Source organism: Streptomyces sp. NPDC041968, assembly GCF_055589025.1.
The window spans coordinates 234,715-250,649 of record NZ_JBVJCB010000007.1; the positions used below are offsets into that span (position 1 = coordinate 234,715).

The following is a 15,935-nucleotide window of genomic DNA, read 5'->3' on the forward strand; positions in this document are numbered from 1 at the left end:
CTGTCACACCACAAGAGATTCCCCCAGCCGCGCCAACTACGGATGGCCGACGCGCGGACGAGGGCTTACGGGCCGCGGGCGTCGGGTCCGCCCCCGCGCCCTTGACCTCAAGGAAGATTGAGGTCCTACGGTCCCCCGTATGAGCATGGAGACCACAGCCTGGACCCAGCTGTACAGCGTCATGAACGCCGAGCAGGAACGCCGGCCCCTCGCCCGCGCCACGCTGCGCCGCATCATCGCCTTCGCCCGCCCGCACCGCCGCCGCATCGCCCGGTTCGTCCTGCTCGGGGTGGCCACCGCGCTGCTCGCCGTCGCCACCCCCGTCCTGGCCGGACGGGTCGTCAACGCGATCGTGGCCGGTGACGACGAGGGCACGGTCGTGCGCCTGGCCCTGTTGATCGCGCTCATCGCGGTCGCGGAGGCGGGCCTCGGCATCCTCTCCCGCAGGCTGTCGGCGGTGCTCGGGGAGGGGCTCATCCTCGATCTGCGCACGGCTGTGTTCGATCATGTGCAGCGCATGCCCGTCGCGTTCTTCACACGTACGCGTACGGGAGCCCTGGTCTCCCGTCTCAACAACGACGTCATCGGCGCCCAGCGCGCCTTCAGCAACACGCTCTCCGGCGTGGTCAGCAACCTCGTCACACTGCTGCTCACCCTGGCCGTCATGCTCACCCTGTCCTGGCAGATCACCCTGCTCGCGCTGGTGCTGCTCCCGGTGTTCGTGCTCCCCGCCCGGCGCATGGGCCGCCGCATGGCCCGCATGCAGCGCGAGGCCGCCACCCTGAACGCCGCCATGGGCACCCGCATGACGGAGCGCTTCTCCGCTCCCGGCGCCACCCTGATCAAGCTCTTCGGCCGTCCGGAGGACGAGTCGGCCGAGTTCGCCGAACGCGCCCGCCGCGTCGCGGACATCGGCGTACGCACCGCCACCGCCCAGGCGGCGTTCATCACCGCGCTCACCCTGGTCTCCGCGCTCGCCCTGGCCCTCGTCTACGGACTCGGCGGTTTCCTCGCCCTGCGCGGCACCCTGGACGCCGGCGCCGTCGTGGCGCTGGCGCTGCTCCTGACCCGGCTGTACGCGCCGCTCACCGCGCTCGCCGGCGCCCGCGTCGAGGTGATGAGCGCCCTCGTCAGCTTCGAGCGGGTCTTCGAGGTGCTGGACCTGATCCCGCTCATCGACGAGAAGCCCGACGCCCGCCCGGTCCCCGAGGGCCCGGTCGCCGTCGAGTTCGACGAGGTCCGCTTCGGCTACCCGTCCGCCGACAAGGTCTCCCTGGCCTCCCTCGAGGAGGTCGCCTCCCTGGACACCCGCGGCGGCGCCGAGGTCCTGCACGGCCTCTCCTTCCGCGCCGAGCCCGGCCAGACCGTCGCGCTCGTCGGCTCCTCCGGCGCGGGCAAGTCGACCATCGCCCAGCTGCTGCCGCGCCTGTACGACACCGACGGCGGCACCGTACGCGTCGGCGGCGTCGACGTCCGCGATCTGAGCGCGCGCTCCCTGCGCGACACCGTGGGCATGGTCACCCAGGACGGCCACCTCTTCCACGACACGGTCCGCGCCAACCTGCTGCTGGCCCGGCCCGGGGCGACCGACACCGAGCTGTGGGAAGCGCTGGGCCGTGCCCGCCTGGTCGATCTCGTACGGTCCCTGCCCGACGGCCTCGACACCGTGGTCGGCGAGCGCGGCTACCGCCTCTCCGGAGGCGAGCGTCAGCGCATGACGATCGCCCGGCTGCTGCTGGCCCGCCAGCGCGTCGTCATCCTCGACGAGGCCACCGCCCACCTCGACAACACCTCCGAGGCGGCCGTCCAGGAGGCCCTGACCGAAGCCCTGGCGGACCGGACCGCCGTGGTGATCGCCCACCGGCTGTCCACGATCCGGGCCGCCGACCAGATCCTGGTGGTCGAGGCCGGCCGCATCGTGGAACGCGGCACCCACGACGAACTCGTCACCGCCGGCGGCCGATACGCCCAGCTGCACCGCACCCAGTTCGGACGGCGGACGCCGGACGAGGCGGAGCAGGCGGCCTGAGGGTCCGGGCCCGCGCGGGCCCGGACCGGGGCGGCCGCAGTCAGGGGCCGGCCGCCCCGGCCCGCGCCGGCAGGTCCTGTTCGGCCCAGACGACCTTCCCCTCGGGCGTACGGCAGGAGCCCCAGCGCCGGCACAGCATGTTGATCAGCTGGAGGCCGCGCCCGCTCTCGTCGCTCACGTCCGCGTGCTGGATCTGCGGCAGGTCCGGTCCGGAGTCGGAGACCTCAACCGAGAGACGCTCGTCGCGCAGCAGCCGCAGCTCACCGGGGGCGTTCCCGTACCGCAGGGCGTTGCCGACCAGCTCGCTGACCACCAGCTCCGTCGTGTCGACCAGGTCGTGCAGGCCCCACTTCGCCAACTGCTCGCGCACCGCGGTGCGGGCCTGTCCGGCGGCCTTGCCGTCCGGCGGCAGCGTCCGGACGTACACAGCGCCGTCGGGACCGAGCGGCCGGGCGCCGGCGACCAGGACGATCGCGTCGTCGGACCGGTCGCCGCCGACCCGCTCGATGATCGACCGGCCCGCCGTGCCGTCCCCCGGGGTCCCACCCCCGACCGCCTCGCGCAGCCGGTCCAGCCGTGTGTCGAGATCGGCGGCGCGCGACCTGATCAGACCGTCCGTGTACAGCGTCAGCCGGCCCCGCTCGGGCACGGGGCAGTCGACCGGGTCGTACGGGATCACCCCCGCGCCCAGCGGCGCCCCGGCGGGTACGTCCAGGAACGAGGCGGTGCCGTCGGGCCCGGTCAGCAGCGGTGGCGGGTGGCCGGCGCTGGCGATGCGGAACGTGCTGCCGTACGGGTCGTAGACCGCGCACAGACAGGTGGCGACCTGGTCCTCCTCCAGGTCGCGGGCGGCCAGGTCCAGCCGGGCCAGCAGCCGTTCGGGCGCGATGTCGAGCGCCATCAGAGTCCGGGCCACCGTGCGCAGCCTGCCCATCGTCGCGGCGGCGGCCAGGCCGCGGCCCATGACGTCGCCCACCATCAGCGCGGTCCGGCCGCTGGGCAGGGCGACGACGTCGAACCAGTCGCCGCCCACGGCGGCCGGGTCACCGGCCGGGTCGTAGCACGAGGACACGTCGAGTCCGGGTGTGCTCGGGCTGGACCGGGGGAGGAGGGCCCGCTGCAGCGTGACCACGTGCTCGTGCTCGCGCCCGTAGAGCCGGGCGTTGTCGATGTACAGGGCGGCCCGCGACGCCAGCTCCGTGGCCAGTGCCACGTCGGCCTGGGTGAACGGTGTCCGGCTGCCGGCCCGGACGAAGTCGGCCAGGCCCAGCAGCACCCCCCGGGCGATCAGCGGCACCGCCAGGTACGAGTGCACGCCGGCGCGGCGCATCAGGTCGGCCGCCTTCCGGCTGGGTGCCACGGAGTCGAAGTCGGACGGCCGCATGCGCGCGACCAGGACGGGTTTGCGCGTGGTCAGGCACGTACGCACCAGCCGGTCGGCGGTGTACACGGACAGCTCACCGACCAGGTCCGGCGCGAGATCCAGCCCCGGGATCTCGGAGACCGCCATGGCCCGCAGCTCGGGCGTCCCGGTCGAGCCCTCGAAGCGGTCGACCTCCTGGAACCGGAGCACGGACTCCAGCAGGTCCACCGCGCAGCCGTCGGCCAGTTCCGGCACGGTGAAGCCGGCCAGTTCCTCGGCCGTCCGGCGCAGGTCCAGGGTGGTCCCGATGCGCATGCCGGCCTCGTTCAGCCAGGCCAGCCGGCGCCGGGCGCGCACCGCCTCGGTGACCGGGTGCAGCGCGGCCTTCAGCGCGCGGCGGCGGCCGTAGAGGGGCTCGGGTGGCCGACGGGCCCCGCGCAGCCAGGGTCGTTCCCGCACGCGTCGCCTCCTCCCAGGGCCTCCTCCCCCCGATTCTGCCCTGCTTGCGGAAGACCGGCGATGGCGACGACCGGCCCGGTGGACCCGCCCGCCCGGGAGGGTCCACCGGCAGCACCTCAGTCGCGCAGCCACACCGCGGTGTCCCGCGGCAGCCGCCCGTCCTCGTCGAGGGGTCCGCTGCCCAGCAGGAGCGCGCCGTGTGCGGGCAGCGCCACCGGCTCGGCGGACAGGTTGACGACACAGGTCAGGCCCGCCGCCCGCCGGAACGCGAGGACGCCGTGCGGCGCCGGCAGCCAGTGCAGCGGGCCGTCGCCGAAACCGTCGGTGGAGCGCCGCAGGAGCAGTGCCCTGCGGTAGAGGGACAGCATCGACTCCGGATCGGCTTCCTGGCGGTCGGCCGCGTACGCCGACCAGCCCTCCGGCTGCGGCAGCCACGGCTCCGTCTCCGAGCCGAAGCCGCAGTACGGTGCGTCGGCCGACCACGGCAGCGGGACCCGGCAGCCGTCCCGGCCCGGATCGACGCCGCCGGAGCGGAAGTGCATGGGGTCCTGGATGCGGTCCAGCGGGACCTCGGCCTCGGGCAGACCGAGTTCCTCCCCCTGGTACACGTAGACGGACCCGGGCAGGGCCAGCGTCAGCAGCGCGGCGGCCCTGGCCCGCCGGGTGCCCAGGGACAGGTCGGTGGGCGTGCCGAAGGCCTTCCTCGCGAAGTCGAAACCGGTGTCCTCGCGGCCGTACCGGGTCACGGTGCGGGTGACGTCGTGGTTGCAGAGCACCCAGGTGGCGGGGGCGCCGACCGGCGCGTGCTCGGCCAGGGTGTCGTCGATGGTGCGGCGCAGCCGGTCCGCCTCCCAGGGGCAGGAGAGGAAGTTGAAGTTGAAGGCCGTGTGCAGTTCGTCGGGGCGCAGGTAGCGGGCGAAGCGCTCGGCGTCGGGCAGCCACACCTCGCCCACGAAGACCGCTCCGTACGCGTCGGCGACGGTCCGCCAGGAGCGGTAGATGTCGTGGAGTCCGTCCTGGTCGATGTACGGGTGCGGGTCGACGCCCTCCTCGAAGTCCGCGAGCGCGGGGTCCTTCGCCAGCAGCGCGGCGGAGTCGATGCGCACCCCCGCGACCCCGCGCTCGAACCAGAAGCGCAGCACGTCCTCGTGCTCCCGGCGCACTTCGGGGTGGGCCCAGTTGAGGTCGGGCTGCTCCGGGGTGAACAGGTGCAGGTACCACTCGCCGTCCGGGACCCTGGTCCAGGTGCGGCCGGAGAACTGGGAGGGCCAGTCGTTGGGCGGCAGGTCGCCGCTCGGGCCGCGGCCGGGCCGGAAGTGGAACCGCTCCCGCTCGGCGCTGCCGGGCCCGGCGGCCAGCGCCTCCCGGAACCAGGCGTGCTGGTCCGAGACGTGGTTGGGGACGATGTCGACGATGGTGCGGATGCCCAGCTCCCGGGCTTCGGCGATCAGCTTCTCGGCCTCGCCGAGGGTGCCGAAGGCCGGGTCGATGGTGCGGTAGTCGGCGACGTCGTAGCCGCCGTCGACGAGTGGGGAGACGTACCAGGGGGTGAACCACACCGCGTCCACGCCGAGTTCGGCGAGGTAGGGCAGTCTCGCCCGGACGCCCGCGAGGTCACCGGTGCCGTCGCCGTCGCCGTCGGCGAAACTGCGGGGGTACACCTGGTAGATGACGGCGTCGCGCCACCAGTCGGCGGTGCGGGGCGGGTTGGGGGCTGCCACGTGACGGTCCTTTCGGGCAGGGTGGATCTTCGCCGCCGGCCCGGACAGGGCGGGGCGTCGGACGGGCCGGCGGCGAAGGCTGACGGGGACGGTCCGGACGGGGTGGGGCCTCAGCCCTTGAGCCCGCCGGCGGTGAGTCCGCTCATGATGTTGCGCTGGAAGATCAGGAAGATGATCAGGGTCGGCAGCGAGGCCATGGTCAGCGCGGCGATCAGCACGTTGACGGGCACACCGTTGGACAGGGAGTAGATGCCGACGTTCAGCGTCTGCTTGGCGGGGTCGGGCAGGGTCAGCATGGGCCAGAGGAAGTCCTTCCAGACGCCCACGACCGCGAAGATGGAGACCACGCCGAGGATCGGCCGCGAGATGGGCAGGACGATCGACCGGAGCGTACGCAGCGGCGAGGCGCCGTCCATGGACGCGGCGTCCAGCAGCTCCCTCGGGATCGAGTCGAAGAAGCGCTTCAGCAGGAAGATGTTGAAGGCGTTGGTCACCGACGGCAGCCAGATCGCCCACGGGGTGTTCAGCAGGTTGCGCTCGAAGATCGGCACGTCGAGCACGGTGAGGTACTGCGGCACGACCAGCACCGTCGCCGGGATCATCAGCGTCGCCAGCATCATGCCGAGGATGGCCTTGCCGAGGACCGGGCGCAGCTTGGACAGCGAGTAGGCCGCCGCCACGTCGAACACCAGCTGGAAGGCGAGCGCGCCGAAGGCGTAGTACAGCGTGTTCCCGAGCAGGCCCGCCAGGTCCATGACGTTCCAGGCCTGCGTGTAGTTGTCGGACTCGAAGGACTCGGGGATCAGCGTCGGCGGGGTCCGGACCGCTTCCTGCGTGTCCTTGAAGCCGCTGGACACCATCCAGTACATCGGGCCGAGGAAGACCACGGTGAACACCGTGACGACCAGGCCGAAGGTGAGCCAGTACAGGCGCTTGCCGCGTGGCCGGGCGAGCACGGCCGGCGAGATGAGGGTGCGTGTGGACATCGGTTCTTCCCCCGGCCTACTCGTCCTCGGCGCGGGTCAGCCTCACGTAGACCGCCGAGACACCGGCGAGGAGTACGAGAAGCAGCAGGCCGAGGGCGGCCGCGGCGCCGTAGTTGTTGAAGTTGAAGGCGTACTGGTAGATCAGGTAGACGACGGTGGTGGTCGAGCCCTCGGGGCCGGCGCCGCCGGTGAGCAGGAAGGGTTCCACGAAGACCTGCATGGTGGCGATGACCTGCATGAGCAGCATCAGCGCGAGGATGAGCCGGGTCTGCGGGATCGTCACGTGCCAGATCTTGCGCAGCAGGCCGGCACCGTCGAGTTCGGCCGCCTCGTACAGCTCGCCGGGGATGCCCTGGAGCGCGGCGAGGTAGATGAGGGCAGCGCCGCCCATGTTCATCCACGTCGAGGCGACGACGACGGAGAGCATGGACAGGTCCGGGTCCTGGAGCCACTGCTGCTCCGGCAGGCCGACGGAACCGAGCAGCTCGTTGAGCAGGCCGTAGCCGGGGTCGTACAGGTACTTGAAGAGCAGGACGGCGGCGACCGGCGGCAGCATCACGGGCAGGTAGACCAGCAGGCGCAGGTAGCCCTTGCCGTGCCGGAGTTCGTTGATGACCAGCGCGACGACGAAGGGCACCGCGAAGCCGAGGACGAGGGCCAGGACGGTGAAGAGCAGGGTGTTGCGCCAGGCCTGCCAGAAGGCCGGGTCGTTGAAGACCGTGCGCAGGTTGTCCAGGCCGACCCAGGAGACCTCGCCCTGGTCCGTCGTCTGGAAGGCGAGGAGGAACTCCCGGACCATCGGGTACCAGGAGAAGAACGCGAAGCAGAGGACCGCGCCGATGAGGAAGCCGTGCGCGGTGACGTTGCGCCGCAGGCTCCTGGTGAAGGACCCGCCGGGCGCGGGCGCGCGGTCCGGCGACGGCTGGGGGCGGCGGGATCCCGCCGCCTTGCTCGGGGTCAGGCTGGGGGCCGACATCGTCGCTCCTTGGGACTGATCTCATGGGCCCCGGGGGGCGATGCGGCCCGCCCCCCGAGGGAGCCGGTCACTGCGTGGCCAGGACCTGGTCGACCTGCTGCTCGGCGGTGGAGAGCAGCTTGTCGATGTCGGCGTCCTCGTTGGTGAGGAGGCCGGACATCACGTTGTCCAGGACCTTGTAGACCTCCTGGGCCTTCGGCGGCTCGGCCTTGCCCGGGACCGGGGCGTCCATGAACGCCTTGAAGTTCGCGACCGGCATGGTGGCGTGCTCGATCCGGGCCGCGTCGTCCTCGGTCTTCGAGCCGTTCAGCCAGAAGTTGGGCTGGGGGAGCCCGACCGGCAGCTTGTCGGCCTTCTTGCGGGCCCAGTCGAACTGGCCCTTGCCGACGGTGAGGTTCTTGAAGTTCAGCCAGGCGACGGCTGCCTTGATCTTGTCGGCGGAGATCCCCTTCTTGATCATGTAGCCGTTGCCGCCGGCGAGGGTGTTCTTCTCACCCGGGATCGGCCCCATGCCGAAGTTCTCGTAGTCGGCGCCGAGCTGCTGCACCATGTACGTGATGTCGTCGGGCGCGGCGAGGAACATGCCGAGCTTGTCGGTGGCGATCTGCTTCTGGAGGTCGCCCCACTTGAGCAGCTGGGTCTTGCCCATGCTCTCGTCCTCCCAGCGCATGGCGTGGAGGTTCTCGGCGACCTGCTTGCCGATCGCGTCGTTGAACGCCGCCTTCCTGCCGCTCTCGTCGACGACCTCGCCGCCGAGGCTGTACATCTGCGCGGTGAAGTGCCATCCGCCGGTGTTGCCGGCGCTGTACTCGCCGAAGCCGGCGATGCCGTCGCCCAGACCGGATATCTTCTCGGCCGCGGTGCGCACCTCGGCCCAGGTGCGCGGCGGGCTGTCCGGGTCGAGGCCGGCCTTCTCGAAGAGCCCCCGGTTGACCAGCAGCCCCATCGTGTAGTTGCTCTCCGGGAGCCCGTAGAGCTTGTTGGCGTGCTTGAGCTGGCCGATGACGTTCGGGTCGATGTCCTTGAGCGCGGGGACCGTCTTGTCGTTGACGTACGCGGTGATGTCCTCGGCGCCGTCGTTGTCCAGCACCTGGGGCAGGTCGGTGAAGTACGTGTAGAAGACGTCGGGCTGGGACTTGGCCTTGAGCATCGCGGTGAAGCGCGGCGGTTCCAGACACTGGCCCGGGGTGGAGCGGCCGTCGATGGTGACGTTCGGGTAGATCTTGTTGAACGCCTTGACGTCCTCCTTCCACTCCTTCAGCTCGGCCGCCTTCGCCGCCGGGGGCATGCAGTCGATGGTGATCGTCACCTTGGTCTTCGGGTCCAGCGGAGCGGCCGGGTCGGAGGACCCGCTGCCGCCTTCGGAACCGCCGCCGTCATCACTGCTGCTCGTGCCGCAGGCGGCCAGAGCGGTCAGCGTGAGAGCGGAGACGAGCGTGATGGCGCCGGCACGGCGGGTACGGCGGAACCGAGCACTTCTCATGGGTGGTCCCCTTCGGGCATGAACGAGGAAGGCGCCCCACCGCCGATGCGTTGTGGGGCGCCGCACACTCAACCACCGTGAACAAGTGAACGCAATATCTCGCGCTGTTTTCGTAATTGCTCGACAGCCTGCTGAAGATGTCGAGGTTCCCGCTATCGGGCGGCCACCTGTGCCGTCGACCCCCGAACGACGAGTTCCGGTTCGAAGAGCAGCTCCCTGTGGGGGACTTCGGTGCCCTGGATCTGGGCGCAGAGGAGGTCGACGGCGGCGCGTCCCATGGCCTCGATGGGTTGGCGGACGGTGGTGAGGGGTGGTTCGGTGCAGGTCATGAAGGCGGAGTCGTCGTAGCCGACGACGGAGACGTCGTGGGGTACGTGCAGGCCGCGTCGGCGGGCGGCGCGGACGGCGCCGAGGGCGAGGGGGTCGCTGGCGCAGATGATGCCGGTGACCCCGCGCTCCAGCAGGCGGGAGGCGGCTGCCTGCCCGCCCTCCAGGGAGAACATCGACCGCTCGACGAACTCGTCCCGCACGGAGCCGCCGGCCGCCCGTACGGCGGCCTGGAGCCTGCGCCGGGAGGGGATGTGGTCGCCGGGGCCGAGCACCAGCCCGATGCGCTCGTGGCCCAGCGACGTGAGGTGCCGCCAGGACTGCTCGACGGCCACCGCGTCGTCACAGGCGATGCACGGGAAGTCCAGGTCGGGGATGGGCGCGTTGATGAGCACGACCGGGATGTTGCGTTCGGCGAGGAGGCGGTAGTGGTCGTGCGGGGCGTCGGCCTGGGCGAAGAGCCCGCCGGCGAAGACGACGCCCGACACCTGCTGCTGGAGGAGCAGTTCGACGTAGTCGGCCTCGGAGACGCCGCCCTTGGTCTGCGTGCACAGCACCGGCGTCAGCCCCTGCTGGGCCAGCGCGCCCCCGATGACCTCGGCGAACGCGGGGAAGATCGGGTTCTGCAGCTCGGGCAGGACCAGCCCCACCAGCCGGGCCCGCTCGCCCCGCAGCTGCGTCGGGCGCTCGTACCCGAGGACGTCCAGCGCGCTCAGCACGGACTGCCGGGTCGCCTCGGACACCCCGGGTTTGTCGTTGAGGACCCGGCTGACCGTGGCCTCGCTGACCCCGACCTTCTTCGCCACCTGAGCAAGTCGTCGCGTCACACATGCAAGACTAGCGCAAGCTCCTGCAAGGAGCTTGCGCCAGTCGTTGAACTGTCCGACAGGAAAACGCGTCCGACTACGGATTGCGGATGATCTTGAAGGTGGACGTCGTGTTCCGGACGTCCACGGCGTTGCCGTCGAGCCTCAGCCCGTTGAAGGTGACCTCGCCGACGGCCGGCCCCTGCCCCGCTTCGGGCATCTCGTTGGCCCAGAGTCCGAAACCGGACTTGGCGTCGAACGCGTCACCGCTCTTGCGCGCGCCCGAGACGGAGACGTCGGTGAAGACCGTGTCCTTGATCGGGAACTGCGGCTGCCCTCCGACGTAGTTCGTCTGGAACATGATCCCGCTGTAGGTCGGGTCGACGATGTCGACGTCGGTGACCCGGATGCCCTGGAACACCTTGGACGCCGAGAACACCCAGATGCCGGGGAAGGTCTGGCTGCCCCAGAAGTGCCCGCCGGCCCGGACGATCGAGATGTTCTCGAAGCTCGTCGGATCGGTGCCGAAGCCGTTCATCGGGTAGCCGAAGTCCAGGGAGCTGATGGTGATGCCCGAGTAGACCAGGGTGTCCGCGATGTGGATGTTGCGGAAGGTGTTGGCGTAGCCGCCGTAGACGGCCAGCCCCGCGGCGCGCCAGGTCAGCGTCGTCGTCAGGTTCTCGTAGAGGTTGTTCTTCATGTCCGCGCCGCCCGCGTCGATCGCCGAGAACAGCGCGAAGCTGTCGTCACCGGTCGCCCGGGCGTCGTTGTTGGACACGAGGTTGTCGGTCGAGCCGTTGGTCATGTTGACGCCGTCGGCGAACATGTTGCGGATCCGGGAGTTCTTGATCGTGACCCGGTCGGTGTTGGCGCCCCAGTAGAGGCACACCATGTGCTCGTTCCAGATGTTGTCGATCACGATGTCCGACACGTTGGAGAAGTCGAACACCTTGCCCGGACCGTCGATGCGGCTGGTGTAGTTGCCGAAGTAGGCGAAGTTCGCGAACGACGAGCCCTTCGCGCTCGCGTCGGCCCGGAAGCCGATGTCGGTGTTGTCCTGTGTCGAGGGCGCGCGGAACTTCGTGAACCAGGGTCCCGCGCCCACGACCTTCACCGCCTTGCCGTACACCTGGAACTTGCTCGACGTCTGGTAGTCGCCGGGCGGCAGGTACACGCCGACCAGCTTGCCGGTGGTGTCCATGCGGACCCGGTCGAGCGCGTTCTGCACGTCCTGGTGCGTGAAGCCGGCCGGCACCGTGTACGCCGCCGGGTCGGGGCTGGGAACCGCCGCGACCTGCTCCAGGTTGACGAAGTCGATGGCGTAGTGGGTGGTGTTCGCGGCGTCCTTCTGCAACCGGATCCGGCTGCCCGCCGGGACGGTCTCGCCGAGCATGAGGTGCGCCTCGTCGTAGATGTGGCGCGGCGCGCCGGCGCCGGGGGAGTTGCCGGGCGCGGCCTCGTTCCCGTACAGCCAGGCGTACTTCGAGGTGAGCGGGAGCGCCTTCTTCAGGACGCCGTCGACGTAGACGTTGATCGTGGAGTCGATGCCCCCGCCGCCGGGAGCGTCCGGGATCGAGAAGCGCGTCACCAGGGTGTTGGTGGCGGCCTTCGTGGTGAACTCGACGTACTCGCCGGTCGCGTCGAGGTGGACGGCCCGGCGGCCGGAGGCCTCGCCCGCGAGGTCGCCGACGGTGCGGTTGGGGCCCACCACCTTCGCACCGCCGCCGGCCGTGCCGTCCTCCGCCTCGTACATGTCGTACGGCATGTTGGCGCCGCGCCCGACGAACAGGGGCTGCGTGGAGGTGTTGTTCTCCCGCTTGACCGGCAGTTCGTTGGCGTCGGCGGCGACCGAGACCTTCAGGGTGTAGGAGCCGTTGGACGCCTTCCAGGGGCCGAGGGTCAGGGCGGGGGCCGTGCTGCCGGCGGCGACGACGCCGGTGTGCGTGCCGGTCAGGGTCCTGACCGTGGTGCCGTCGGAGCCGACCAGGGTGAGGGTGACCGCGTGGCCACCGCCCGCGGAGTCCCGGGTGCCCTGGTTTCTCAGCGCGACCTTGAAGCTCACGTCGTCGCCGGCGGCCGGGCCGGAGGGTGAGGTGGTCACCGCGGCGACCAGGTCGGAGCTCTGGACCGGCGCGACCACCAGCGGTTCGGGCCGGGTGTAGGTGTTGTTGGTCTCGTTCTGCTCGACGATCTCGTTCGCCTCGTCGGCGACCGCGCTCAGTTCGTAGGAGCCCGCCTCGCGCGCCCCGACGGACGCGCCGACCGTGGTCTCGGCGCCCGCCCGCAGGGCACCCACCTCGGCGGTGGCGACCTTCGTGCCGCCCAGCCGCAGGGCGACCTCACCGGCCGGGGCGTCGGCCGGACCGCTGTTGCGGACGGTGGCGGACACGGTGATCGCGTCCGACTCCACGGGGGAGGCGGGCGAGGTGGTCAGCTTCGTCACCTCCAGGTCGGGGTTGGGCGCGGGGGTGCCGATGACCTGGAACTCGGCGACCTGCCCGGCCGTCGACCCCGTGTTGGAGGTGAACCTGAGCTGGACGTCCGCCACCCGGCCCTCGACCGGTATGGACACACTGTTGCCGCCGTTCGCCGGGTCGAAGACGTAGTCCTTGGCGGCCACCAGGCCGGTGAAGCCGGACGCGTCCTGTCCCCGGCCGAGGACCTGGACGGTCTGGGTGCGCTTCGACCAGGCGGCGTCCGGGTTGAGCTTGAGCACGACGCGGCTGACGTCCGCGTCGGCGCCGAGCTTCAGGGTGAGCGTGTTCGGATAGCTGCCCGGTGCCCCCTCCCAGTAGGTCGACGTGCTGTTGTCGTTGGCGTTCTGGGCGACGTAGGTGTGCACGACGGACGAGGCGCTGATCGGCTTGCCGACGGCCAGGTTCGATCCGCTTCCGCTGCCGGTGCGGGTCACGGAGTTGCTGTTGCCGGACCGGTTGCCGGCGGCGTCCCTGGCCCGTACGAAGTACGTCACGTTCGCGGAGGCGGGCTGGGTGTCGGTGTAGGTGGTGACGTCCCCGGCGACGCTCCCGCGGAGCTGGTTGTCGGCGTAGACGTCGTACCCGGTGACGCCCCGGTCGTCCGTGGAGGCGCTCCAGGTCAGCCTGATCCGGCCGGTGGCGGGCTCGGTGAGGGCGAAGTTCGCGGGGGCGGTGGGCGCCTGGGTGTCACCGGTGTCGGCGCGCCGGGTCACCGAGTTGCTGTTCGCCGACTGGTTGCCTGCCGCGTCCTTGGCCCGCACGAAGTAGGTGACCGTCGTCCCGGCCGGCCGCGTGTCGGTGTACGTGGTCACGTCACCGGCGAGTGAGGTCAGCAGCTCGCCGTCGGCGTAGACGTCGTAGCCGGTGACGCCGGTGTCGTCGGTCGCCCGGTTCCAGGTCAGCCTGATCTGGCCGGTGGCGGGTTCGGTGAGGGCGAGGTTCGCGGGCGCGGTGGGTGCCTGGGTGTCACCGGTCGCCGGTCCGTACACCTCCAGCTCGGAGAACTGCGCCGCGGGGTGCCCCGTGTTCGCCGTCACCAGGACGCGCAGGTACCGGGTGGTCGTCGCGTCGAAGGTGAGGGTGGCGGACTGGCCGCCGGCCGGGCTGAAGGTGTAGGCCTGGGCCGCGGTGAGGTCGGTGAACGTGGAGCCGTTCGCACTGGCCTGGAGCTTCAGGGTCTGGCTGCGGGAGGGCCAGCCGTCCGGCAGCCGGAGCACGACGCGGTCGACGCGGCGGGAGGAGCCGAGGTCGGCCTGGAGCCACTGCGGCAGGGCGTTGTTGGCGCTCTCCCAGTAGGTGGCCCGGTTCCCGTCGTTGCCGTTGCCGGTCGTGTACGGGCCGTTGGAACTGCTGGCCGTCAAGGTGCGCCCCGCGGCGAGGTTCGCGGACGACTCGCCCGCCGCGCGGACCTCCAGCTCGGAGAGCTGGGCCGCCTGCCACCCGGTGTTCGCGGTGATGTCGACCCGCACGTAGCGCGTCCGGGTGGCGGGGAAGGACACGGTGACCGTGTTGCCCGACCCCGGACTGAAGGTGTAGGCGGCCGAGCCCTTCAGCGTGCCGAAGCTGGTGCCGTCGGCGCTGCCCTGCACGGAGAGGGTCTGGGAGCGGCTCTCCCAGCCGGCGGGCAGGCGCAGGACGACCTCGTCGATCCGCTCGCTGGTGCCGAGGTCGGTCTGGACCCACTGGGGCAGGCTGCCGCCGCCGCTCTGCCAGTACGTGCCCTGGTTGCCGTCGGTGATGTTGGCCGCGCCGTACTCGCCGTGCGAGCTGCTCGCCGACGCGGGGTCCCCCACGGCGATGTTGGGACCCCCGGCCGCCGAGGCCGACAGCAGCGGCCCTCCCAGCGCCAGGAGACTGGTGGCGACCACGGCGCACAGGGCACGTGATCTCCAGTTCCGGATTCTCATCTGTTCTGTCCCCGATCTCCGCCTCGCGCCGCAGGGCCACGAGGCACGGCTCAGTCGGATGCGCTCATCAGGTGGACACTTGAAGTTCTTCGGCATTTACGCGAAAGCGCTCAGAGAGTTGCAGAGAACTGTCCAGTCGTCCACAGGACGGGCACGGAGAATCAGCGCCGAGCGGGGCGCGTCGGTCCTCGTGAGGACATGCGGGTGGCCACGCACTGGCCTGGAACAGGGACTTTCGCCGACCGCGTCGGACGGCCGCAAGCCACTGCCAGTTCCTGCAAGAAATTTGCGACGCGCGGAGATCGCGGGCAGGATCCCGTTACTTGGGGGATGCCTGGGCGGTGGAGCCGCGGACGACGAGTTCCGGTTCGAAGAGCAGCTCGCCGTGGGGGACTTCGGTGCCCTGGATCTGGGCGCAGAGGAGGTCGACGGCGGCGCGTCCCATGGCCTCGATGGGTTGGCGGACGGTGGTGAGGGGTGGTTCGGTGCAGGTCATGAAGGCGGAGTCGTCGTAGCCGACGACGGAGACGTCGTGGGGTACGTGCAGGCCGCGTCGGCGGGCGGCGCGGACGGCGCCGAGGGCGAGGGGGTCGCTGGCGCAGATGATGCCGGTGACCCCGCGGTCGAGGAGGCGGGAGGCGGCTGCCTGCCCGCCCTCCAGGGAGAACATCGACCGCTCGACGAACTCCTCGGGCAGTGTGGCGCCGATGGCCTGCGCCGCCTCCCGCGCGGCGGCCAGCTTCCGGCGGGAGGGGATGTGGTCGCCGGGGCCGAGCACCAGCCCGATGCGCTCGTGGCCCAGCGACGTGAGGTGCCGCCAGGACTGCTCGACGGCCACCGCGTCGTCACAGGCGATGCACGGGAAGTCCAGGTTCTCGATGGAGGCGTTGATGAGCACGACGGGGATGTTGCGTTCGGCGAGGAGGCGGTAGTGGTCGTGCGGGGCGTCGGCCTGGGCGAAGAGCCCGCCGGCGAAGACGACGCCCGACACCTGCTGCTGGAGGAGCAGTTCGACGTAGTCGGCCTCGGAGACGCCGCCCTTGGTCTGCGTGCACAGCACCGGCGTCAGCCCCTGCTGGGCCAGCGCGCCCCCGATGACCTCGGCGAACGCGGGGAAGATCGGGTTCTGCAGCTCGGGCAGGACCAGCCCCACCAGCCGGGCCCGCTCGCCCCGCAGCTGCGTCGGGCGCTCGTACCCGAGGACGTCCAGCGCGCTCAGCACGGACTGCCGGGTCGCCTCGGACACCCCGGGCTTGCCATTGAGGACCCGGCTGACCGTGGCCTCGCTGACCCCGACCTTCTTCGCCACCTGAGCAAGTCGTCGCGTCACAGGCGCAAGGCTAACGCAAGCCCCGCAAGCGGCTTGCTCGTCGGTCGGAGCGAGGTCGCCACGCCCCGTCG

At 71.0% G+C, this 15,935-nt stretch carries 9 protein-coding genes; 1 reads left to right on the plus strand and 8 read right to left on the minus strand.

Annotated features, from left to right (window positions below; all coding sequences use genetic code 11):
• Window positions 1–145 precede the first annotated feature (145 nt).
• Window positions 146–2,029, plus strand: a complete 1,884-nt coding sequence (locus tag ACZ6EG_RS19100) for an ABC transporter ATP-binding protein (protein ID WP_469606200.1) — start codon at window positions 146–148, stop codon at window positions 2,027–2,029.
• Window positions 2,030–2,069: 40 nt separating this feature from the next.
• Here the strand turns inward: ACZ6EG_RS19100 and ACZ6EG_RS19105 are convergent, their stop codons facing one another.
• The 8 genes from ACZ6EG_RS19105 to ACZ6EG_RS19140 form a co-directional block, all read right to left on the minus strand.
• Complete coding sequence (locus ACZ6EG_RS19105; RefSeq protein ID WP_391972763.1) at window positions 2,070–3,851, minus strand: ATP-binding SpoIIE family protein phosphatase; 1,782 nt, start codon at window positions 3,849–3,851, stop codon at window positions 2,070–2,072.
• A 116-nt stretch (window positions 3,852–3,967) separates the two neighbouring features.
• A complete protein-coding gene (locus ACZ6EG_RS19110) occupies window positions 3,968–5,572 on the minus strand; it encodes a glycoside hydrolase family 13 protein (protein WP_469605908.1) in 1,605 nt (534 codons plus the stop codon).
• Between the two features lie 110 nt (window positions 5,573–5,682).
• On the minus strand, window positions 5,683–6,558 hold the full coding sequence (locus ACZ6EG_RS19115; protein ID WP_356611823.1) for a carbohydrate ABC transporter permease: 876 nt from the start codon (window positions 6,556–6,558) through the stop codon (window positions 5,683–5,685).
• Window positions 6,559–6,574: 16 nt separating this feature from the next.
• Window positions 6,575–7,534 carry a carbohydrate ABC transporter permease gene (locus ACZ6EG_RS19120; protein WP_391972761.1) on the minus strand — a complete coding sequence of 320 codons (960 nt, stop codon included), beginning with the start codon at window positions 7,532–7,534 and terminating at the stop codon, window positions 6,575–6,577.
• A gap of 67 nt (window positions 7,535–7,601) precedes the next feature.
• A complete protein-coding gene (locus tag ACZ6EG_RS19125) occupies window positions 7,602–9,017 on the minus strand; it encodes an extracellular solute-binding protein (protein WP_391972760.1) in 1,416 nt (471 codons plus the stop codon).
• Window positions 9,018–9,169: 152 nt separating this feature from the next.
• Window positions 9,170–10,171 (minus strand): LacI family DNA-binding transcriptional regulator, encoded by a 1,002-nt coding sequence (locus ACZ6EG_RS19130; RefSeq protein ID WP_458419766.1) that lies wholly within the window; start codon window positions 10,169–10,171, stop codon window positions 9,170–9,172.
• Window positions 10,172–10,247: 76 nt separating this feature from the next.
• Window positions 10,248–14,534 (minus strand): discoidin domain-containing protein, encoded by a 4,287-nt coding sequence (locus ACZ6EG_RS19135; RefSeq protein WP_469605915.1) that lies wholly within the window; start codon window positions 14,532–14,534, stop codon window positions 10,248–10,250.
• Window positions 14,535–14,853: 319 nt separating this feature from the next.
• Window positions 14,854–15,864, minus strand: a complete 1,011-nt coding sequence (locus ACZ6EG_RS19140; RefSeq protein ID WP_469605918.1) for a LacI family DNA-binding transcriptional regulator — start codon at window positions 15,862–15,864, stop codon at window positions 14,854–14,856.
• Between the last annotated feature and the right edge of the window lie 71 nt (window positions 15,865–15,935).

What these genes read in the sequence shown, in the direction of transcription:
- ACZ6EG_RS19115 (WP_356611823.1), bottom strand. Translation starts at nt 6,558, where the DNA reads ATGTCCACACGCACCCTCATCTCGCCGGCCGTGCTCGCCCGGCCACGC.
- ACZ6EG_RS19120 (WP_391972761.1), bottom strand. Translation starts at nt 7,534, where the DNA reads ATGTCGGCCCCCAGCCTGACCCCGAGCAAGGCGGCGGGATCCCGCCGC.
- ACZ6EG_RS19125 (WP_391972760.1), bottom strand. Translation starts at nt 9,017, where the DNA reads ATGAGAAGTGCTCGGTTCCGCCGTACCCGCCGTGCCGGCGCCATCACG.
- ACZ6EG_RS19100 (WP_469606200.1), top strand. Translation starts at nt 146, where the DNA reads ATGGAGACCACAGCCTGGACCCAGCTGTACAGCGTCATGAACGCCGAG.
- ACZ6EG_RS19135 (WP_469605915.1), bottom strand. Translation starts at nt 14,534, where the DNA reads ATGAGAATCCGGAACTGGAGATCACGTGCCCTGTGCGCCGTGGTCGCC.